Consider the following 20,329-nt stretch of genomic DNA (forward strand, 5'->3'; position numbering starts at 1 on the left):
CGCCCTGGCGCTAGCCGGCGGCCCGGGCGAACACCCCGATCGCGTCATAGGCGATCCAGGACCCGTCATCCTTGAACAGCTCGAGTGTGTTCTCTCCGTCGGCGAGGAGCCCAGCCGGCAAGGTGCGCTCAATGTAGGACGGCTTCAGCGGGGACCCCGGAACGGTGCTGTCGCCCTGAGTCGAGCCCTTCGTGGCACCGCCGTCGAACGTCAACCGGTCGACCTCCGTGCCGTTGACGGTGAGGACGGCCGAGCCGGGTATCGTCGCGTGGCTGTCGATCAGCCATAGCGCAAGATCCACGTCGTCAGTGGGTACCTCTGCGAGATCGAAGCGCAGCCGGAACAGGTGGTCGCGCCGTCCGGCCCACGAATCAGCCGGGCCCGGCTGCAGATAACTCCACCCGGTGCCGGCCTGATCGGTGCCGTACCGGAAGTCCACGCCGTCCGGAAACGTCGCGTTGTACTGCGCGTAGCCGTCCGGCGAGAGGGCGAACTCCAGACCCTTGCCGTCGAACTCACCGACGACGGCCAGCGGCGTGCCGGAGACGCTGACCGACTCCACGCTGCTGATGGTGACCGGGGCCGAGGGCCGGCTGCGGGAGCCGGCCGCGTCGACGGTGACGACGCGGTACACCCACTGCTCGGATGCGCCGCCGAGACCACGGTGCTCGAAATACGGGTAGACCGTCTTGGCCAGCAACGTATCCGGCTCCACGTCGACGTCGTCGGCGCCGCGCACGCCGTAGACGGCGTAGTGATCGACGACGGTCTCCCACGGTACCGGCGTCCAATCGAGGACGATGCGGGCCAGTTCGCCTTCGCCGTCGAGTCCGGTGATGGCTGGCACCTTGGCGGCGGTGGTCACGCTCATCCTCCTCATCCCTGCTTCTCGAGTCCGGGCGTTCCGGCCCGGGTGACGAACCGCGCGACCGTCTCCAACGGTGCGTCCGCGTCCGCTCTGATCCATTGCACGATCTTGAACTCAGAGGTGAGCTCCTCCGGTGTCATCCGGCAGTGGACGTATCCGCGCCGGCCGTCGTAGAGCTTCACGTACGGATGCTGGATCCAGTCCGGCGTGTATCGATCCGTCGGCGAGCCGTCGCCGTCGGACGCGATCGACGAGCAGATCAGCTCCACCCCCACCGTCGATGACGACGGATCGGCGAAGTCCGCCTTCAGTTCGGCGGCGACGTGCCGGTGAATGTCGCCGGTGAGCACCACCGGGTTAGTGGACTGCTGCATGGCGTCGATCAGCCTCCGCCGCGCGGCGGGATACCCGTCCCACTGGTCGGTGCGGTCCTCGGTGATGGCCGCGACCGTGACGCCGTTCACGCACACGTTCCACGTCGCCGGGGAACCGATCATCCCGTCGTAGAGCCACTGTTCCTGCTCCGGCCCGAGCATGGTGCGTCGCTCGTCGTACTGGTCGTCGGTGTCGGCCGGCGGAGCGTCCCGGTACTGGCGGGTGTCGAGGATGTTGAACCGCGCGAGCGAGCCCGCGTCGAACCGTCGGTACAGCGCCGCGTCGGGCCCGTCCGGCAGCGTCGACAGTGACAGCGGCAGGTTCTCGTAGAACGCGCGGTAGGCGACGGCGCGCAGATGGACGAAATGCTCTGGACTGACCCCGTACCGGGATCCGTCCGCGCCGTAGTTGTTCTGCACCTCGTGGTCGTCCCACGTCACGATCCACGGTGCGAGCGCGTGCACGGCCTGCAGGTGCGGGTCGCTCTTGAACAGCGCGTAGCGCAGCCGGTACTGCTCCAGCGTCTCGATCTCGACGGCGTGTTCGGGGGTCACCGTCGCGCCCTGCCGCCAGAGGTTGGCGTCGGTGATTCCGTACTCGTAGATGTAGTCGCCGACGAAGAAGACCGCGTCGAGCTCCTCGGCGGCCATGTGCCTGTAGGCACCGAAATGCCCGTGGTACCAGGCCTGGCAGGATGCCGTCGCGAACGAGAACGACGCTGCCAGTTCGCCGCGTGCCGGCAGGGTCTTCGTCCGCCCGACCGGGCTGACCTGGCGCCCGGCCGTGAACCGGTAGAAGTACTCCCGTCCCGGTTGCAGGCCGTCGACGTGCGGGTGCACCGCGTGCGCCAGTTCGGGCGAAGCCACGACGGTCCCCCGACGGACGACGCGTCGGAAGCTCTCATCGGTCGCGACCTCCCAGCGCACCGGGACCGGTCGCAGCGGCATCCCGCCATGCCCGTCCGGGGCCAGCGGTTCCGGGGCGAGCCTCGTCCACAGCACGACACTGCGCGCACCCGGCTCTCCCGAGGCGACGCCCAGGCCGAACACCCCGTCGGGGACGTTCACGGACTCGTCCGCGGCCGCTTCCGGCGCCGCGATGCCCAGCGCGATGGCGGCGGAGCTCACTCCGCTGAGCTGAAGGAACGTACGTCGATCCAGAATCGGTGCTGCACGTCGCTGCGCCATGGGCCTCCGTTCATCGGGTCTGCACGCATACGTTGCTCGACGCACATGGACAGTGATCGACAACGAGTCGAAGTGTAGACCTTTGGTCTATGTCTGAACAGAGAACGCGGCGGTTCAGGACACGGCCGAGCGATTCGGGGACACGGTCAAGTGGTACAGGTTGCACAGGTGGCCGTAGACCGTCGCCTGCTTCCAATAGGCGAAGCCGAGCTTGCGCGCGACGTTCTGGGAGGGCACATTCAACGGATCGATGATCGCCAGCAGCTCACCGTCGTACGTTCCGGACGCTTTCGCGAGTACCGCTCGCCCGGCCTCAGTCGCGTAGCCGTTGCCGCGAGCCTCAGGCACGAGCCGGTAGCCGAACTCGAGCCACCGCTCACCCTCGAAGTCGATCCAATCGACACCTGAGTATCCGATGATGGTTCCAGTCGCCCGTTCGATCAACGGCTGCTTTGCGAAGGGCCAACGCCGCCCGTTTGCGAGCATCCTGTCGAAACGCGTATGCGCCTGCTCGTCCGACAAGACGCCGGACGAGAACACCATGAAATCCTGGCGGCGGAACAGCTCGACGAAGCGGTCCCGATCCGACTCGGTGGGCAACCGGATCGTGAGGCGTGATGTCACGACGACACCGTCACCGCTTCCGTCATCACTGGCCACAGCACGAGGTCATCATGCGTCACGCCTCGGCTGCAACCCGTTATCCGGCGCATGATCGTCGAGGATCGGGCCGGCGATCTCCGGCCCGATCCTCGACGACGTGCGACGCGAACTCCTCGCTACCGGTTGTACGGAAACGGCGGGTAGATGTAGCCGGGCACCCAGAACGGTGAATACCCGTAGTGGCTGTAGATGTCCTCGTAATAGCTCGGCTCCTGGATAAGGCTCGGATCATACGCAGGAGCCTCGGCGACCTCCGTCCGGTCCCGATTCACATGGACCACGCCGTCCTCGACCTTCTCGACGGCGTCGACCGGGATGAGCTGTTTGTCCTGCCCGATGCCGAGAAATCCCCCGGTGCCCACCTCGAGGAAGCGGACCCGCCGTTCCTCCGGATCGATGACCAGGTCTTCCACGTCGCCGATCTCTTGTCCGACTCGATCCACCACACTGTGGCCCCGGACGTCATCGGCCTCGCTGGCAGGCATCAGATCCGTGTCTTCGAGCCGAACCAATACCGCTTGCCGATCGGTTGCCATGAGCCCTCCTTTCCGAGGTTCTACCAAGGTCCTTTACCCGCGGCGTATGACGCCTAACGGCGAACCCATACCGGCGCCGGCGCTGGTGGCGTAGCGTTCCCAGGATGCTGGGTCTCCTACTGATGACAAGGCGTTTCCTCGCGGCGTTCCGCGCCGCGTGGCGGGACAGAAGCTTCCGTGGTGTCACCGCCAGTATCGTTGTCTTGGTTGTGAGCGCAACGGTCTTCTACAGCCTGACCGAAGGCTGGTCGGTGCTGGACAGCCTGTACTTCTCCGTAGTGACCGGCCTGACGATCGGCTACGGGGACCTCGCGCCGGAACAGGCGGTCTCGAAGGTCTTCACCATGATCTACGCGCTACTGTCGGTCGGCCTGTTCGTCACATTCGGCACGACGCTGGCGCGAGCGGTCATATCCGGTCGCGGCAGGCCGGGGCGCACCCGACATCACAAGGACGACGGTTCGCCGACAGCTTGACCTGCGGCTCTCCCGATATGCGCAACCTTTCTCCAACCTGGTTGCCGTGCCCGCGACCCTGCTGAAGGATGGCCACATCGATGAAACGTTCTATTCGCATATCATCACGGCCCGCATGGAGAGTTCACGTACGATGGCGTATCACCACCCACTGGCATATCTCCTGGGTCTGGAGGGCATCGCACTGCTCCGTGCGTTCGCCGGCGAGTACGGCCGGGAGTTCACCGAGGCTCGATTCGCCGAGGTGCGCGCCCTGCTGGACGCGGCGGATCGGTTCGGTCCCGGCGCGACCGTCCAATCGGTCAGCATCCAGGAGGGATACCGGAACTGGGCGGACTCGTACGATCAGCCGGGCAATCAGCTGATCGAGCTCGAGCAGTCCATCGTGTGGGACATCCTCGACGGGTTACCCGTCGGCACCGCCGCTGACGTCGGCTGCGGCACCGGACGCCACGCCGCCCGTCTGGCCTCCCTCGGCCACCGCGTGATCGGCGTCGATACCTCCGCGGATATGCTCGTCAAGGCGCGCGCCAAGGTCCCGGCGGGCGAGTTCTACCAAGCCGACCTTCATCGACTGCCTCTACCGGATCGCCACGTCGACGTCCTCGTGTGTGCCCTTGCGCTGGCGCATGTCCCCGACCTCGCCACCGCCATGAAGGAGTTCGTCCGGGTGCTGCGGCCCGGTGGGCACCTTGTCATCTCCGATCCGCGCGGACTGATCGGCGATATCGACATGCCGCTGCTGAAGGCCGGGCCGAATGGCGATCCCGGATTCGTGCCGAACCGGAGCCGACTGGCCAGCGACTACCTCTCCGCCGCGCTCCCGCTCGGTCTCCGGCTCCGCCGTTGCGAGGAGCCACGCCGTCCCGCTCCATTCGTCGGTGCGGACGGTCGACCGCCGCACGCCACCGGGCCAGTACCCGACCACGTGCCCGGCGGGCCGCCCAACATCTGGGCGCTACACCCGTGGTGTGTCGACGCCGTCAACGCCGCCTACCGGGACACCCCGGCCGCCATCGTCTGCCACTTCGAACTCGGCGATGGGTGAGCTCACAGAGGTAGCCGGTCACCGTGCGACTCGACCAGCTCGGGCGGCGCCGTCAGGCGCCACGCCTCGAACAGCAGCTCCGCCAGCTCGTCGGCGTCGATGCCGGCGAGGTGGACGACCACCCAGCCGAACTGACCGGCCGTGAACTGGATCTCGAAGACGTCCGGACGTTCCGCCACCAGCGCGAGCTGCTCCTCGAGGGGCTGCTTCAAGCCGACCGTCTGGGTCGCCTCCCACAGATACCCGAAGCTCCTGTCCCGCACCTTGAAGGTCGTGTAGTTCGGCGACACGACGCTGTGCACCTCGGGCAGCCGATCGATCATCTCCAGGAACGCATCGCTGGTCACGGTCATGACGACATCGAACCACAGGTCCGCGCGAGCCCGTCACGCCGCCGACCAGCCGCCATCCGAGGCCACCACCACGCCGTTGACATCGACGCCGTCGTCGCTGAGCAGGAAGGTGATCGACGCGGCGACCGCCTCCGCATCCACCGCTTCGGGCATGATGGCACACCGCCTCGGAGCCGGCCTCGTTGTCGGAGTCGTCTCGTACACGGGTCAGCAGACGCTTCCCTGCGGACCACCTGTCCCGTGCGATTCCCATCAGCGCACTCTGGGAGGTTCCTGCACCTTGTTGAGCCTCTCGGTCGTCGTGCTGAGCGGCTCCGGCAGGGTTCGGAACAGCAGCCAGCTCAGCAGCGGCATGACGATGAGGGGCGCGAGCGCCACACGCAGCGACGTCGCGTCGGCGACGGCGCCGATGGCCGGGCTGGCGAGGCCCCCGATACTGACCGTCAGGCCGAGGATGATGCCGCTCGACGTACCCACCCGGGACGGAAGGTAGTCCTGGCCGAGAGTGATCTGAAGCGAGAACGGAACGTACAGGGCAGTCGCGGCCAGCGCCACGAACAGGTAGAACGCAGGTCCGGGGACGAGCACCACGCCGGCGACGGCGACGGCGGCGATCAGATATGACCGGCGCGCGGCCGGCACGCGGCCCCAACGGCCGGCCAGGTTCCCACCCAGCACGGTGCCCGCCGCGCCTCCGGCGTACAGCAGGACCAACGCCGCGGTGCCGGCCGCCGCACCGCCCGAGGTTCGCGCCTGCGCGTAGAGCGAGATGAAAGCGCTCAGGCCGACGAACACGACGGATCGGCAGACCACGGCCAGCGCCAACCTCACGAACGACGCTCTGTCGTCGATGCTGCCGCCGCCCCCGGAGACCGAGGGGTCGAGGCCGGAAGATGATGTGCCGTCCAGCGCACGCACGACCGGCAAGCACAGCACACTGCCCACCAGAGCCGGCACGACCAGCAGGGGCGATAGTCGCAGACCTCCGGCCGTGACGACCATGGCCACCATGAGGGGCGCCACCACGAAGCCGATGTTGCCGCCGAGCGAGAACCAGCCCATCGCGGTATGACTGCCCCTGCTCGCGATCCGCGCGACCCGGGCGGACTCCGGATGGTAAGCGGCCACCCCGACCCCGGAGACGGCCACAAACGCCAAGGTCAGCGGGTACGACCCGGCGACGCCGCTGAGGGCGATCCCGACGCCGCCGATCAGGGTGCTCACCGGCAACAGCCACGGCAACGCCCGCCGATCGGTGACCGCGCCGAACAGCGGTTGCGCCACTGACGACAGCAGCGACGCGGCGAGCACCACGCCCGACGCGGCCGCGTAGCTGTAGGAGCGTTCGGAGATGAAGAACGGAACGAGCGCGGCCACGGCGCCCTGGTAGACGTCCACGCAACCATGTCCGACCGAAAGCAGAACGATCGATCTGTGTGTTGGCACGTCGTCCATGTTTGTCGCGCACGCTCTGTCGCGCTTCCGATAAATTGCCTATACATGACGGAAAGCCGCCACAAGCCGCTCGCGCCGACCCGGGCACAATGGCTGTCGCATGGAGGCGTCATCGCACCGCACCACCATGACGATCACCAGATCGTCTATGCCTCCCGCGGGGTGCTGGCCGTCACCACCGATGCCGGCTCCTGGGTCGCGCCGGCCACCCACGCCATCTGGGTGCCGGCCGGAACCATCCATTCCCACCAGGCACACGGCGAGACCGAGCTGCATCTGCTCGGCCTTCCGGCGACCGACAATCCGCTTTCCCTGGACCGGCCGATGGTCCTGGCCGTCAGCCCTCTGCTGCGCGAGCTGATCCGCGCCTACACCAGCGACACCACTGACGACCGCACCGACAACAGCACCGACGACAGCCCGCCACGCCGACGGCTCCGGGCGGTGCTGCTCGACCAGTTGCGCGCGTCGCCTCAGCAGCCCATCCACCTTCCCTCCCCCGTTGATCCGCGGCTGGTGGAGCTCTGCGCGATCTTGCGTGACAATCCGGTGGACGATCGCACCCTGACCGAGCTGGGCAGGGAGATCGGCGCCAGCGATCGGACCCTGACCCGGCTGTTCAAGGCCGAACTGGGCATGTCGTTCCCGCAATGGCGTACGCAACTGCGGCTCTACCGCGCCTTGGTGCTCTTGGCCGAGAACACACCGGTGACGGCCGTCGCGCATGCGTGCGGTTGGTCCTCCGCCAGCGCATTCATCGACGCCTTCCGGCGCTGCTTCGGACACACGCCGGGGGCGCACCGAACAGGCAAGGCCGGGAGCGCCACAGGTAACGCAACCTAACCGATACCTGTGTTCACCCTCTTGACACACCGGAGGCCCGCGCGCGGATGGAGATCCAGCCCGGACGGTTAGCCGGCGCTGCCGGCGTCTGTTACGACGAGTTCACCAGGCTCTCCGAGGACGTGCCGGTCCATGCGCCTCACGAGTCGACGTTCTCCGTCTGCGATGGCGCGGCCGCCAGTCGGATTACCTACATCGGTACCGTTCCGAACGCGCCGTTCACCGAAGCACTGTTCCGCTGGGTCACGCCCGACGACGCCGACCCGTGGCGCGAAGCCGGCAGCCGATCACCGTGACCAGCGCACGCACCGACGACGGCCGCAAGGTGCGGTTCGTCCACACTGGTCCTGGGACGCGATCGCGCTCCGCGCACCCTGCGCGGTCCGCGACGTGCTCACCGGCACTGGCCATGCCAAGGGTGACCAGGTGGAACTCGAAGCCTGGGACGTCCGCGTCCTTCTCGAAGCTTAAGGAATGCCACGCGGGTGAGGTCGACACGGTTGAACTGCGTCGACCTCACCGCAGGTACCGTCCAGGCAGCGATGATCAGAAGCTAACCGGACAGCAGCCTCAGCCCGTGCCGAGCGCCTCGAGATCCTGTTGTAGATCCCGCCCTCGGTCATAACCTCGCGAGGAGATCAACTCGACAGCCTCACGAGCAAGTTCCCGATCCTCCGGTTCTGCGACCGCAGCCAGACCGATAAGGTCCGCGGCGTCCCGGGGACGCCGGGTGTCATCCCTTGCCAGGAGCTTCAGCGCGATCAAATGGCCTGTCCTCGCCACCGGCAACGTGAGCCCAGGGACGATCTCGATGTCTTCGGCTGCCTCGGCGATCTCCCGCTCAATGCCTGAGCTGGCGAACAACAGGTCAACCACCATATCGGCGTCATCTGCAAGAGGAGCAGCGAGTCGGACCGTGGCTAGGCGTCCTGTGGCTTCTTGCTCGATCGATGCCATGAGCTGATATCCCTCTGCGAGCAATGACCGGACCAGACGTTCAGCCGAACTATCGTCGTCAACTGCGACGGCAATGTCGACGTCACGAGTGAATCGCGGCTCCGTCCGAGCCGACACGGCGAACCCACCGATCAGCGCCCAGCGGACATCCAAGCGCGCCAGGTCTTCGGTGGCGCGCCGAAGAGCAGCCTCTAGTTGATTCATCCGAACCGCGTCGTAAGCCGACCGACGGCATCACCCATCGGCGCACCGGGCCGATCCATCCGCCATTGTTTCACCAGCGACTCGATCTCGTCCGGCGGAGATTGGGGGTATTCACGGCGCAGCTTTGCACGGTACATCTGCTCGCCGAACTCGTACATATCGAACACAGCACGTATACGCCGTGCCGCATCTGTGTCGCTCATACGGTCAGCGTACTCAAGCCCTGTCACATGTTGGTGCACTGCTCGCGGCGCAGTCGGGTTTCCGTCGCGAAGGCTGCGGTTGTCACTCGCCATGAGCGAATCAGCTCAGTGTAGGCGTCAGACCGTGCATCACTCTTGCTCGCTCAAGCCTGGTCCCAACGCCGCGGCACGGGACTCGAGGTAACGCTGCTCCGGAATGCTCAGCGTACGCCGCGCGGCTGTGAGGTACGCTTCGCAGGCTTCCTCGCGATCGCCCACCATCTCGAGCAGGTGGGCGCGGACCGCGTCCACGCGGTGATGGCCGGCCAGCGCGTCGTCGGTCTCGGCTTCGGCAAGTTGGCGGAGACCCTCGTCGGCGCCGTGAACCATCGCCACCGCGACGATACGGTTCAACCTCACCATCGGTCCGGGGGCGAGCGTGTTCAACAGGTCGTACAGGCCAAGGATCTGCGGCCAGTCGGTCTCCTCGGCACGTGCGGCTTCGGCGTGGACGGCGGCGATGGCTGCCTGCAACTGGTACGGGCCGACCGGCCCTTCCGGGAGTGTCCGCGTGACCAGAGCGATCCCCTCATCGATCGCCTGTCTGTCCCACCGGCTGCGGTCCTGTTCGGCCAGCGGCACCAGGGCCCCGTCGGGACGGGTGCGCGCCGGCCGTCGGGCATCGGCGAGCAGCATGAGCGCCAGCAGCCCGGCCACCTCGCCGTCGTCGGGAAGCACGGTCTGCAGTTGCCGGGTCAGCCGGATCGCCTCCGCGGTCAGATCGACGCGCACCAGGTCGGTCCCCGAGGTCGCGGTGTATCCCTCGTTGAAGATCAGGTACAGCACCTCCAGCACACCGGCGATCCGGTCCGGCAGCTCCGGCGGCGACGGAAGCCTGAACGCGGCGCCTTCGGTTCTGATCCGCTGTTTGGCGCGACTGATGCGCTGGCCGATCGTCGACTCCGGAACCAGGAACGCGCGCGCGATCTCGGCCGTGGTCAGTCCGCCCACGGCGCGTAGCGTCAGCGCCACCTGAGACGGCGGTGTCAGCGACGGGTGGCAGCACAGCAGCAACAGGATCAGCGAGTCGTCCTCGGCGCCCGGCCCTTCCGGTTCCGACGGCTCTCGCAGTTCCAGCCTTGCCGCAGTCTCCTCGCGCCTGCGGCGGGCCACGTCGCTGCGCATCATCTCGATCAGCCGCCTGAACGCGACCGTCACCAGCCAGCCCTTCGGGTTGTCCGGGACCCCGTCGACGGGCCACTGCTGAGCAGCGGCCAGCAGCGCTTCCTGCACAGCGTCCTCGCAGCTGTCGAAGTCGCCATACCGCCGCACGAGCCGCGCGACGACCTGCGGGGCCAGCTCGCGCAGCAGGCTGTCGACCCAGATCTCGGTCGTCACATCTCCAATCCGCTGTAGGTGCGCACCGGACGGACCTCCACCACGCCGGCCTCGGCCTCCGGAATGCTCGCGGCGATCTCAGTGGCCCGCTCCATGCTCTCGCACTCGACGAGGTAGAACCCGGCCAGCTGTTCCTTGGTCTCCGCGAACGGCCCGTCTGTGGTGCTCGCCTGCCCGCGACGTACGGTGACGGCCTTGGTCTGCGACGGCTCGGCGAGAGACTCGGAGACGATCATCTCTCCGGACTCCGTGAGCCGCTCGTTGAGCGCGGCGTACGCCTTGAGCCCTTCCATCCGGGCTGCCTCGGGCATCTGTTCCCAGAGCTGCCGTGCCTCCGGGTTGGTGTAGATCAGGATCAGATACTTCACGCCTCGCCTCTCTTGTCGCCCGGATTCCTTCCTCCAGCATGTCGAAACCGGCGCAGCAGCTTCTACCTCTTGGTACAGACGAGCCGAGACACCACGGCACACACCGGACGAAGGAGAGCACGATGATGACAGCCGAACGGCAGCGACGCACACATGATGCCGAAGTCGCGCGACGGGCCGCCGGCCGCACCTATGCCGACTGGTTCGCGTTGCTCGACGAATGGGGCGCGGCCGGACGCCCGTTTCGGGAGATCGCTGACTGGCTCGAGGCCGAACACGAAATCAGCAGCTGGTGGGCGCAGAAACTGATCGTCGAATACGAGCAGGCGCGCGGTCTTCGTCAGCCCGGTGTACGCCCCGGCGGGACCTTCACCGTCGGCACGAGCAAGACGGTCCGGGTTCCCGTCGAACGCCTTTACGACGCCGTGCTGCGCCCGGAAGACCGAGCGCGCTGGTTGCCCGGTGTCGTCCTGCATCACCGCACATCGCGGCCCCGTCGGTCGGCCCGGTTCGATTGGGCGGACGACGGCACGAGGGTCAGCTTCACCTTCGAAGCCGAGGGCGGCGCCAAGAGCCGGCTGGCGGTGGAGCACGAGCGGCTGCCCGATCCGGAGACGGCGGAGCGCGTCAAGGCCTTCTGGCGTGCACGCCTGACCGCGCTCAAGACCGTCCTCGAACTCGGAGACAACTGACCGACCAGGTACCAGACCACACGACACGGGACCACAGGTACACGCCGATGAGACCTCGGCAACCACCCGGTAAGCCACCCAAGAAGGACACCCGAGCCCGGCAGGAGTTGCACCATGAACGACCAATTGAACGCACGCATCGACGCGATACGCACCGTGGGGATTCCGGTGCGAGACCAGGACCAGGCGCTGGAGTTCTATGTCGAGACTCTAGGCTTCGAGAAGCTGATGGACGCCCCGATCGACCAACTGGGCGGCCGCTGGATCGAGGTGCGCCCGCCGCGGTCCGATGTCACCATCGCGCTCACGCCGGCCCGAGCGCAGACACCTGCCGGTGTGGACACGGGCATCCGTTTCACCACCGGCGACGCCGCGGCACTGCACGACCGGCTGTCCGGCCGTGGCGTGGACGTCGACGACCTGCTGACCTGGGAAGGGGTGCCACCCATGTTCGACTTCCGCGATCCGGACGGCAACGTGCTGTACGTGAGCGAGGTCCCGGCGCCCGCCTGACGCCCGTCGCCGGCACTTGCTGAGCGTGCGTGACGCATGGACGTCCGACGGACGGCTCTATGCGTAACCTACGCTCAGCAAGTCGACGAGAGACGTGAACTAACTCTTGTCCCAGTGGTAGACGTGCTCAGGGCGTCCCGTGCTGCCATACCGTGGCTCCCGGCGGGCACTGCCGTGCTCGACCAGGTACTCCAGGTAACGACGCGCGGTCACCCGGGCGGTACCCAGTCTCTCCCCCACCTCGGTGGCGGAGAGACCGTCGGCGGCGTTGCGCAGCTTGGCGGTCACCGCCTCGAGCGTCTCGCTGCTCATGCCCTTCGGCAGTGGACCTCCGATGGTGCCGCGCAGCGCCGCGAGGGCCCGGTCGACGTCATGCTGCGCGGCTGCTTGCCCTCCGCCGGCCATCCGACGCCGGAAGTCCGCGTACCGTTCGAGCTTGTCGCGGAAGGCGGCGAAGGTGAACGGCTTGAGCAGGTACTGCACGACGCCGTGCGCGACCGCCGAGCGGACGATCTGGATGTCGTGTGCCGAGGTCACCGCGATGATGTCGACGGTGCTGCCGTGGCTGCGCAGACCGCGGCACACATCGAGGCCGGACATATCCGGCAGATAGACGTCGAGCAGGATCAGATCGACGTCGTCCATGCGGGGGAAACGCAGCGCCTCGGCGCCGCTGTGCACGATGCCCACGACGGAGAAACCCGGCACCCGCTCGACGAACCGGGCGTGCGCCTCGGCAATCCGCGGGTCGTCCTCGACGACGAGCGTGCCGATCATGGCTCACCTGGCAAGATCGGCCGCGCAGCGACGTGCCGGCCGGCCGGGGGCCGGACGAGCGCCGCCGCCGCTCCCTCCGCTTGGCGCGGTAAACGGACCACGATCGCGCTCTCGCCACCATCGTCGATCCGAGGCTCCACCTCTACCGTTCCGCCGTACCGGTGCACGATCTGGCCGACCAACGCCAGCCCGAGCCCCCGGCCGTGCACGCGTGGTGAACGATCGACGGCGGCGCCGTCCCCATCGCTGTGGTCCGCATCCTTGGTGGACCATCCCCAGCTCAGGGCGTCGTCCAGGTGTTCGGCGGCGAGGCCGGGCCCGGAGTCGGTGACCCTGACCACCAGCTCGTCGTCGCCCTGGATCGTCACGCTGACCCGTCGCGGCGGCGGTGCCGCGACAGCCGCGTCGATCGCGTTGTCGGCAAGGTTGCCGACCAGCGTCACCAGTTCGCGTGGCGAAAGGAACGTGTCATCGACGCTCGTCTCCGGGGACACCGTGAACGCCACGCCGTTCTGATGCGCCTGTGCGGCCTTGCCGAGCAGAACTGCGGCCAGCGCAGGCTCCGTCACCGAACCGGTCACCTGGTCGGTGAGCTGCTGCGAGGTCTGGAGCTCGGCGGTGGCGAACTCCACGGCCCGCTCCGGTTCTCCCATCTCCACCATCGTGACGACCGTGTGCAACCGGTTCGCCGCCTCGTGAGCCTGGGCACGCAGGGCATCGGCGAAGCCCCGCTCCGACTCCAGCTCGCCGCTGAGCGCCTCCAGTTCCGTGTGATCGCGCAGCGTGACGACGCTGCCCAGGTGGCGGCCCTGCTTGAAGGTCGGCTGCTGGCTCACGACGAGCACCCGGTCACCGTGCACGTGTAGCCGGTCTTCCACGGCCTCACCGCTGGTCAGCACATCGGCCAACGGACCACTGAGGCCGAGTTCGCGGATGGTCTTGCGTTCGCGATCCTCCGGCAGGCCGAGCAGTTCGACCGCCTCGTCGTTGGCCAGGATCAGGCGCCCCGCCGTGTCGATGACCAGCAGCCCTTCCCGCACGGCGTGCAGCACGGCTTCGTGGTGCTCATACATCCGGGTGATCTCGACCGCGCCGAGACCCAGTGTCTGCCGGTCGAGCCGGCGGCTGATCGCGAACGAGCCGAGCGCGGCCACACCCAGAGCGGCCACAGCGATCACCACGATCCAGCTGAGCCTGCGACGCAGCTCGCCCCAGATGCGTTCCTGGAGGATGCCGACCGACACCAGCGCAGCAGGCTGGGCCCGGTCCGCGGCGTCGACAGAGCCGACAGCGTCGGCAGTGTCGGCAGCGTAGATCGGCACCACGGCCCGCACCGACGGACCCAGCGTGCCCTGGTAGGTCTCCGTCAGGCTCTCGCCCGCGACCGCCGGCTCGACCGTTCCGATGAAACGCTCGCCGATCTGCTCGGCGGTCGGATGGGAGTAGCGGGTGCGGTCGGTGTCCATGAAGACGATGAAGTCCGTGCCGGTGGCCGCACGGACCGACTCCGCGAGGGGTTGCAGCACGCCGGACGGATCGTCGTCGTCCAGCGCGCCGCGGACCTCAGGCAGTTCGGCCATCGCATGCGCCAGTGCAAGAGCCCGCCGGCCGGCCTCGGCTTCGCTCTCCCGCCGGGCGTTGACGTAGGCGAGCGCACCTCCGGCGACGACAAGCAGGAGGACCAGAACAAGCTGCAGGGCGAAGAGTTGTTGCGCCAGGCTCAAGGAACGACGACGCCGGCCAGGCACACGGGATCGCGCCCCGTGACGGACGCGATCCCGCTGCCGCGCGCTCATGCCCACAGTGTGGCAGGAAATCGCCGGTTCAGAACCGGATCCCCATCGCCCATCCGCCCAGCAGGAGCACCATACCGGTGATCAGGACGACGCCGATCAGGTTCAGCCAGATACCGGCACGCACCATCTGTCCCATGGTCACCTGCCCTGAACCGAACACGATGGCGTTCGGCGGGGTGCCCACCGGAAGCATGAAGCTGCAGGTCGCCGCCAGCGCCGCAGGCACCAGCAGCAAGAGCGGATCGAGCCCGATTCCGACGGCCACGCCGCCGAGGACGGGGAGGAACGTCGCAGCCGTGGCGGTGTTGCTGGTCAACTCCGTCAGGAGGAGAACGATCAGGCAGATCGCCGCGATCAGCAGGACAGTGGGCAGCCCACCGAGTCCGCCGACCTCGGCGCCGATGTAGTCGCTCAGCTCCGTGTCCTGCACGGCCTTGGCCAAGCTCAGCCCGCCACCGAACAGCAACAGCACGCCCCACGGAAGCCCGGCCTGCGCGGTGCGCCAATCCAGTGTGAACTGGACCTTCTTGGCGGACCTGTCCCGTGCCGCCGGCAGCAGGAACAGCACGAGTGCGGCCGCGATCGCCACCGACGCGTCGTCGAGATTGGCCATGAACGGCAGCACGGACGTCAGTGGCTCGAAGCCGGTGATCGGTTCGCGGAACGCCCACAAGGCCGCGGTGAGCACGAAGACGACCAGGACGTTCCATTCACCCCGAGACATCGGGCCGAGCTTGTCCAGCTCATCCTGGATGACACGCTTCCCACCGGCGATCTCCGCGATCTTCGACGGGTAGATCACTCGCGTCAGAAGCACCCACGCGATGATCAGGAAGACCACTGACACGGGCACGCCGACCTTCATCCAGTCCGCGAAGCCGATGGAGATCTCCGGGTAGTTCTGCTCGACGAAGCCGGCCATGATCAGGTTGGGCGGGCTGCCGATCAGAGTGGACAACCCTCCGATGGTCGCCGCGTAGGCGATGGCCAGCATCAGGCAGACGGAGAAGTTGCGCACGCTCGTGTCGTCGCCGTCCTGCTCCGCGGCACCGCCGACGAGCGCCAGCACGCTGATCCCGATGGGCAGCATCATCAACGTCGTGGCCGTGTTGCTCACCCACATACTCAGAAACGCCGTCGCGATCATCACGCCGAGAATCAGCTGTCGAGGCTTGGTGCCGACGAGCCGCATGGTGCGCAGGGCGATCCTCTTGTGCAGGTTCCACTTCTGCATCGCTATCGCGATCATGAACCCGCCCATGAACAGGAAGACGGTCGGCGACGCATACGGTGCCGTCGCCTCGCCGGCCTCCAACACGCCGAGCAGCGGGAACGCGACGATGGGGATCAGCGCCGTCGCCGACAGCGGTAACGCCTCGGTCATCCACCACACCGCCACGAGTACGACGACGGCGGCGGTCGTTCTCGCCGCCACCGACAGGGTGGCGTCGTCCGGCAGCAGGTAATAGGTGAGGAGCGCGAGCACCGGCCCGAGGATCCTGCCGGTCCACAGCCGTACGGGAGGGATATGTGCCTCGTCGGCGCCGGGCCTGGGTCCGGCAGATGCCCGAGCCTGCTCCTCGAGCTCAGCCGGCGTGCGCTGATCCGTCGACGGGGCGGGTCTGGTCTCGATCGCCATGATGACTCCAATCGGCAACGCCTCGTTCACCGGGGTGTCACGGGTGAAGGTGAAGGAGATGTTGCCTAGGTCACACAGGCGTGTCGTGGTTCTGTTCTTAATGGTCGCGATCGCGCCGGAATGGAGCTGTCGGCCTACCTGCCGTCGGGCGGCGACGAGTGCACGTGCGGCTGTGCGACGTCGTGGGTGTGCAGCCGGCCGCACATCCCCCAGCGACGCGTCGTGCTCTGCGGCGACTCCAGCACGACGGCGTCGTGCAGGTGGCCGGCCTCGCCGCGCTCGAGCGCGTCCAGCACCTCGGAAGTGACCTGAGTCGTGTGCGCCACCGTGCCGTCCCAGATCTTCCGCCACCCGGGGACCGCCGGACGGACCAGCGCCGCCGCGGCGGCATACAGCCGCTGCAGCGGGCCGCTGTCGCCTCCATCGATGGCCTGCCTGATCCGGCGGAAGCCCTCGACGGCGAGGTCGCGCCGCCGCCGCATCGCCGCTGCTACCTCGTCGTCGGAGACATCCGACGGCAGCGTCGCCGCCTCGCGGTAGCGTGCCGGATCCTCGACGACCTCAGGCGGGAAGGTCATAACGGCGTCGCCGGCCTCCGGTAAGCCGGCGTTCTGCATCACCACCACCGCCTCCAGATCATCGTGGTTGACCGCCCGATGGATCGTGCCCGGCGTGAACCACACCGTCGACCCGGCCGCCAGCTCGATCTCCCGGAACCCGGACATGTCGATGGTCTGCAGGGCACCGCGGCCGCCGGTGACGACGTAGCCCTCGGTGGAGGCGGTGTGCAGATGCGGCGTCCCGCCCGCGAGACCGTCCGCACACGCGTCCCGGTACACCGACAGCCGGCTCACCGACGTGCCCCCGGGGAATGCGGGCGGCATCAGGCGATCGCCCCCGCCCAGGGTGCGCCGCTGCCGTCCATCCGGTGATAGAACGGGCTGTGCGGGCCGATGTCCCCGCGCCGCACCCGCTGCCCGGTGAACGCCGACGCGTACAGCGCGGCGATGAACTCCATGGTGGTCCTGGCGTCGTCCAGGCTGACCGGCAACGCCGTTCCCGCATCGAGTGCATCCAGGACGGCGGCGAGCTGCTGGTCGTGACCGCTGGACACGTCGCTGCTCTCGGCCGCCCAGCGCGTGGCCACGTCGTCGTGTCCCGGGGCGGCCGTCACCGTCCAATCCGCGTCGCTGTAGCCATACAGATGCTCCAATTCGACGGTCGCATGCTGGTAGTCGAACCGCAGCGCCGACGTCTCACGCGGCGACACCACCGAGTTCACCACGGACGCCACCGCGTCGTTATCGAAGGTGACCAGCGCCATGGAGATGTCCTCGGTCTGGGTCTGACGGGCGCTGCGCACCGCCACCGCGCTCACCTCTTGCCACTCCCCCAGCACCGACAGCAACAGGTCGAACTGGTGGATGCCGTGTCCCATCGTCGGCCCGCCGCCCTCACTCTCCCAGGAGCCGCGCCACGCGACCTCGAAGTACGCGTCGTCGCGATACCACTGCGTGGCGCACGTGGCCAGCAGCGGCCGGCCCAGCTCCCCCGCGGCGGCCATCCGCCGCAGCCGGATGGCCGCCGGGCCGAACCGGTGCTGGAAGACCGTGCCTACCCGTCCGGACGATCGTCGCTCGGCCTCGAGGAGCTCATCGACCTCCGCGAGCGACAACGCCGGCGGCTTCTCCACCAGCACCGACGTGCCGGCCTTCAGGCATGCCCGGATCATCGGTGCGTGCTGCTGAGGAGGGGTGCACACGTGCACCAGGTCCACCTCCTCTTCCAGCAGCAGCTCGGACAGGCTGGCGAAGGAACGCGGCACGCTCCACGTGTCGGCGAACGCGCGTGCCCGGTCGCCGTCGACGTCGACCACCGCCAGCAGCCGGGCCCGGTCTTCCGATTGGTGCATGGCACGCGCATGGGCCGTGGCGATGCCGCCGGTGCCGACGATCGCGGTCCGATAACTCCGTGGGGACATGTGAACTCTCGTCACTCCTCTACCAGGTTGATACTCCGCCAAGACGTTCATCGTGCCAGGCGCTCAGCGAGCCATGCACACGCGCCAAACGTGCCATGGATCCGGCCGCGACCCCGACGTTCTGCGACGTTGGAGCTCGCCGAACTATGCGACAATCCCATCGCCCCCCACGACCGGTCTGGCGGCGTCGCCGTCACGTGACGAGTGCGGGGAAATCCTCTTCCCAGTACTCGTCCGGGCGACGGGCGTCGTCGGGTGGACGTCCCTGTTCGGTCGTGCGCAGCTCCACCCGGCGGATCTTGCCGGAGATGGTCTTCGGCAAGTCGTTGAACTCCAACCGCCGGATCCGTTTGAACGGGGACAGCCGCTCCCGGCAGAACCGCAGGATCGACTCCGCGGTCTCGGCCGAGGCAGGGTGCCCGTCGCTCAGCACGACGTAGGCCTTCGGCACCGCCAGCCGCACTGGGTCGGGCGACGGAACCACCGCCGCCTCGGCCACGGCGTCGTGCTCGATCAACACGCTCTCCAGCTCGAACGGGCTGATCCGGTAGTCGGACGCCTTGAATACGTCATCGGCGCGACCGACGTACGTCAAGTAGCCGTCAGCGTCGCGGGAGGCGACGTCACCGGTGCGGTAGAACCCGCCCGACCCGGCCTCCGCCGTGCCCGACTCGGCGTCGACGTACCCGTCCATCAAGGCGAGTGGCCGCTCGTCCAAGTCCAACGCGATCTCACCTTCGTCCGCCGCGTTACCGTCGGGGTCGAGCAGGACGACCCGGTAGCCCGGAAGCGGACGGCCCATCGAGCCCGGTTTGACCGGCAGGCCCGGCGAGTTCCCCACTTGAGCGGTCGTCTCAGTTTGGCCGTAACCGTCGCGGATGGTCAGGCCCCAGGCCCGCCGCACCTGCTCGATGACCTCCGGGTTGAGCGGCTCCCCCGCACCGACGACCTCGCGCAGCGACACGTCCCACGACGCCAGGTCCTGCTGGATCAGCATCCGCCACACGGTGGGCGGCGCGCAGAACGTCGTGACCCCGCAACGCACCAGCACATCCAGCAGCGCGCGGGCGTCGAACCGGGCGAAGTTGAACACCAGGGTCGTGGCCTCGGCATTCCAAGGCGCGAAGAAGTTGCTCCACGCGTGTTTGGCCCAGCCCGGAGAACTGACGTTCAGGTGGACGTCGCCGTGCCGTAGCCCGATCCAGTACATCGTCGACAGGTGGCCGGCCGGATAACTCGCATGCGTGTGCTGGACCAGTTTGGGACGCGACGTTGTTCCCGACGTGAAGTACAGGAACAGCGGATCCGTGGCTCTGGTCGTGCCGGACGGTTCGAACGACGACGACATGCCCGACGACGACGCGTCCTCCGCAGCCGCGATCGGCACCCACCCATCGGCCTCACCGCCGGCGACGAACCGTTGGTAGGTCCCGCCCAGCGCCTCGAACTTCGCCGTGTGGGTTGGGTCGGTCACCACGTGCGCGACGCCGCCACGATCCAGCCGGTCGGTGAGTTCGGCGCCGGCCAGCAGCGTCGTCGCCGGGATGATGACCGCCCCCAGCTTGATCGAGGCCAGCATCACATCCCACAGTTCCGGGACGTTGCCCAGCATGACCAGGACCCGGTCGCCCCGGCTCACCCCGTGCTCGTGCAAGAAGGCGGCCAGCCGATTCGACCGCCGCACCATCTCCGCGTAGGTGCGGGTGACGTCGGCGCCGGACTCGTCGACCACCCACAACGCGGTCTGTTCCGGCCTTGCCTCGGCTATCCGATCGAACCAGTCCAGCGCCCAGTTGAATTCGTCCAATGCCGGCCAGGTGAAGGCGGCCACCGCCGCGTCGTGGTCGTCTCGGTGTTCGAACAGCAGGTCGCGAGCGGCTCGGAACGAGTCGTGGGCATCCATCGGCCACCATCCCTTCATGGATCGACAGACGTCTCCCTCATCCTCATGCACGACGGTGCGCCTTGTCGTGGGTTACGGCGGAGAAGATGCGATCAGGTGGGTAACCGGTGAAGGA

At 67.7% G+C, this 20,329-nt stretch carries 22 protein-coding genes and 1 pseudogene; 6 read left to right on the top strand and 17 right to left on the bottom strand.

Features of this window, described 5'->3' with window-relative positions; translation table 11 throughout:
* Positions 1–10: 10 nt before the first annotated feature.
* The 4 genes from G1H10_RS14940 to G1H10_RS14955 form a co-directional block, all read right to left on the bottom strand.
* A complete protein-coding gene (locus G1H10_RS14940) occupies positions 11–871 on the bottom strand; it encodes a polysaccharide lyase family protein (protein WP_163739108.1) in 861 nt (286 codons plus the stop codon).
* Positions 872–876: 5 nt separating this feature from the next.
* A complete protein-coding gene (locus tag G1H10_RS14945; RefSeq protein ID WP_163739109.1) occupies positions 877–2,430 on the bottom strand; it encodes an alkaline phosphatase D family protein in 1,554 nt (517 codons plus the stop codon).
* A gap of 114 nt (positions 2,431–2,544) precedes the next feature.
* The gene (locus G1H10_RS14950) at positions 2,545–3,054 is read right to left on the bottom strand and encodes a GNAT family N-acetyltransferase (RefSeq protein WP_163739112.1); all 510 of its coding nucleotides are present in this window, start codon (positions 3,052–3,054) and stop codon (positions 2,545–2,547) included.
* A gap of 155 nt (positions 3,055–3,209) precedes the next feature.
* Positions 3,210–3,629 (bottom strand): PRC-barrel domain-containing protein, encoded by a 420-nt coding sequence (locus tag G1H10_RS14955; protein WP_163739115.1) that lies wholly within the window; start codon positions 3,627–3,629, stop codon positions 3,210–3,212.
* Positions 3,630–3,751: 122 nt separating this feature from the next.
* Between G1H10_RS14955 and G1H10_RS14960 the strand changes: the two genes are divergently transcribed.
* Positions 3,752–4,105, top strand: coding sequence for a potassium channel family protein (locus tag G1H10_RS14960; protein WP_246219555.1), 354 nt, complete (start codon positions 3,752–3,754; stop codon positions 4,103–4,105).
* Positions 4,106–4,220: 115 nt separating this feature from the next.
* Positions 4,221–5,153, top strand: a complete 933-nt coding sequence (locus G1H10_RS14965) for a class I SAM-dependent methyltransferase (protein WP_216853282.1) — start codon at positions 4,221–4,223, stop codon at positions 5,151–5,153.
* 2 nt (positions 5,154–5,155) lie between these two features.
* On the opposite strand, the gene G1H10_RS14970 is transcribed toward G1H10_RS14965, so the two are convergent.
* The 3 genes and pseudogenes from G1H10_RS14970 to G1H10_RS14980 all read right to left on the bottom strand — a co-directional run bounded on the left by G1H10_RS14970 (position 5,156) and on the right by G1H10_RS14980 (position 6,961).
* Entirely contained in the window at positions 5,156–5,506 is a 351-nt protein-coding gene (locus G1H10_RS14970; protein WP_163739121.1) for an MmcQ/YjbR family DNA-binding protein, read from the bottom strand.
* Between the two features lie 33 nt (positions 5,507–5,539).
* A pseudogene (locus G1H10_RS35035) lies at positions 5,540–5,662 on the bottom strand (SDR family NAD(P)-dependent oxidoreductase); the annotation flags it as partial.
* A 96-nt stretch (positions 5,663–5,758) separates the two neighbouring features.
* Complete coding sequence (locus G1H10_RS14980) at positions 5,759–6,961, bottom strand: MFS transporter (RefSeq protein WP_163739124.1); 1,203 nt, start codon at positions 6,959–6,961, stop codon at positions 5,759–5,761.
* Positions 6,962–7,006: 45 nt separating this feature from the next.
* On the opposite strand from G1H10_RS14980, the gene G1H10_RS14985 reads away from it, so the two are divergent.
* Both G1H10_RS14985 and G1H10_RS14990 read left to right on the top strand, forming a co-directional pair.
* Complete coding sequence (locus G1H10_RS14985; RefSeq protein WP_163739127.1) at positions 7,007–7,804, top strand: helix-turn-helix transcriptional regulator; 798 nt, start codon at positions 7,007–7,009, stop codon at positions 7,802–7,804.
* A gap of 47 nt (positions 7,805–7,851) precedes the next feature.
* The gene (locus G1H10_RS14990; RefSeq protein ID WP_163739130.1) at positions 7,852–8,100 is read left to right on the top strand and encodes a hypothetical protein; all 249 of its coding nucleotides are present in this window, start codon (positions 7,852–7,854) and stop codon (positions 8,098–8,100) included.
* A gap of 274 nt (positions 8,101–8,374) precedes the next feature.
* On the opposite strand, the gene G1H10_RS14995 is transcribed toward G1H10_RS14990, so the two are convergent.
* From G1H10_RS14995 to G1H10_RS15010, 4 genes are all read right to left on the bottom strand, one after another.
* Positions 8,375–8,965, bottom strand: a complete 591-nt coding sequence (locus G1H10_RS14995; protein ID WP_163739132.1) for a nucleotidyl transferase AbiEii/AbiGii toxin family protein — start codon at positions 8,963–8,965, stop codon at positions 8,375–8,377.
* A complete protein-coding gene (locus tag G1H10_RS15000) occupies positions 8,962–9,168 on the bottom strand; it encodes a hypothetical protein (protein WP_163739135.1) in 207 nt (68 codons plus the stop codon). Before G1H10_RS15000 ends, G1H10_RS14995 begins: the two co-directional genes overlap by 4 nt.
* Before the next feature lie 129 nt (positions 9,169–9,297).
* Positions 9,298–10,545, bottom strand: coding sequence for an RNA polymerase sigma factor (locus G1H10_RS15005; RefSeq protein ID WP_216853284.1), 1,248 nt, complete (start codon positions 10,543–10,545; stop codon positions 9,298–9,300).
* Entirely contained in the window at positions 10,542–10,913 is a 372-nt protein-coding gene (locus G1H10_RS15010) for a YciI family protein (RefSeq protein WP_163739138.1), read from the bottom strand. The genes G1H10_RS15005 and G1H10_RS15010 overlap by 4 nt, the downstream gene beginning before the upstream one ends.
* A gap of 122 nt (positions 10,914–11,035) precedes the next feature.
* On the opposite strand from G1H10_RS15010, the gene G1H10_RS15015 reads away from it, so the two are divergent.
* Complete coding sequence (locus tag G1H10_RS15015) at positions 11,036–11,605, top strand: DUF4287 domain-containing protein (protein WP_163739139.1); 570 nt, start codon at positions 11,036–11,038, stop codon at positions 11,603–11,605.
* 114 nt (positions 11,606–11,719) lie between these two features.
* Entirely contained in the window at positions 11,720–12,118 is a 399-nt protein-coding gene (locus tag G1H10_RS15020; protein ID WP_163739141.1) for a VOC family protein, read from the top strand.
* A gap of 99 nt (positions 12,119–12,217) precedes the next feature.
* Here the strand turns inward: G1H10_RS15020 and G1H10_RS15025 are convergent, their stop codons facing one another.
* The 6 genes from G1H10_RS15025 to G1H10_RS15050 all read right to left on the bottom strand — a co-directional run bounded on the left by G1H10_RS15025 (position 12,218) and on the right by G1H10_RS15050 (position 20,214).
* Positions 12,218–12,895 carry a response regulator gene (locus G1H10_RS15025; RefSeq protein WP_163739144.1) on the bottom strand — a complete coding sequence of 226 codons (678 nt, stop codon included), beginning with the start codon at positions 12,893–12,895 and terminating at the stop codon, positions 12,218–12,220.
* Positions 12,892–14,691 carry a sensor histidine kinase gene (locus G1H10_RS15030; protein WP_163739146.1) on the bottom strand — a complete coding sequence of 600 codons (1,800 nt, stop codon included), beginning with the start codon at positions 14,689–14,691 and terminating at the stop codon, positions 12,892–12,894. The genes G1H10_RS15025 and G1H10_RS15030 overlap by 4 nt, the downstream gene beginning before the upstream one ends.
* Positions 14,692–14,719: 28 nt before the next feature.
* Positions 14,720–16,330 (bottom strand): SLC13 family permease, encoded by a 1,611-nt coding sequence (locus G1H10_RS15035; protein WP_163739148.1) that lies wholly within the window; start codon positions 16,328–16,330, stop codon positions 14,720–14,722.
* 134 nt (positions 16,331–16,464) lie between these two features.
* A complete protein-coding gene (locus G1H10_RS15040) occupies positions 16,465–17,214 on the bottom strand; it encodes a cupin domain-containing protein (RefSeq protein ID WP_163739150.1) in 750 nt (249 codons plus the stop codon).
* Positions 17,214–18,311: a Gfo/Idh/MocA family protein gene (locus G1H10_RS15045; protein ID WP_163739153.1), complete on the bottom strand. Its 1,098-nt coding sequence runs from the start codon at positions 18,309–18,311 to the stop codon at positions 17,214–17,216. Before G1H10_RS15045 ends, G1H10_RS15040 begins: the two co-directional genes overlap by 1 nt.
* 193 nt (positions 18,312–18,504) lie before the next feature.
* Positions 18,505–20,214 carry an AMP-binding protein gene (locus G1H10_RS15050; protein ID WP_163739155.1) on the bottom strand — a complete coding sequence of 570 codons (1,710 nt, stop codon included), beginning with the start codon at positions 20,212–20,214 and terminating at the stop codon, positions 18,505–18,507.
* Positions 20,215–20,329 lie beyond the last annotated feature (115 nt).

Origin of the sequence: Phytoactinopolyspora halotolerans (assembly GCF_010550675.1) — a bacterium.
GTDB classification, from domain to species: Bacteria; Actinomycetota; Actinomycetes; order Jiangellales; family Jiangellaceae; genus Phytoactinopolyspora; species Phytoactinopolyspora halotolerans.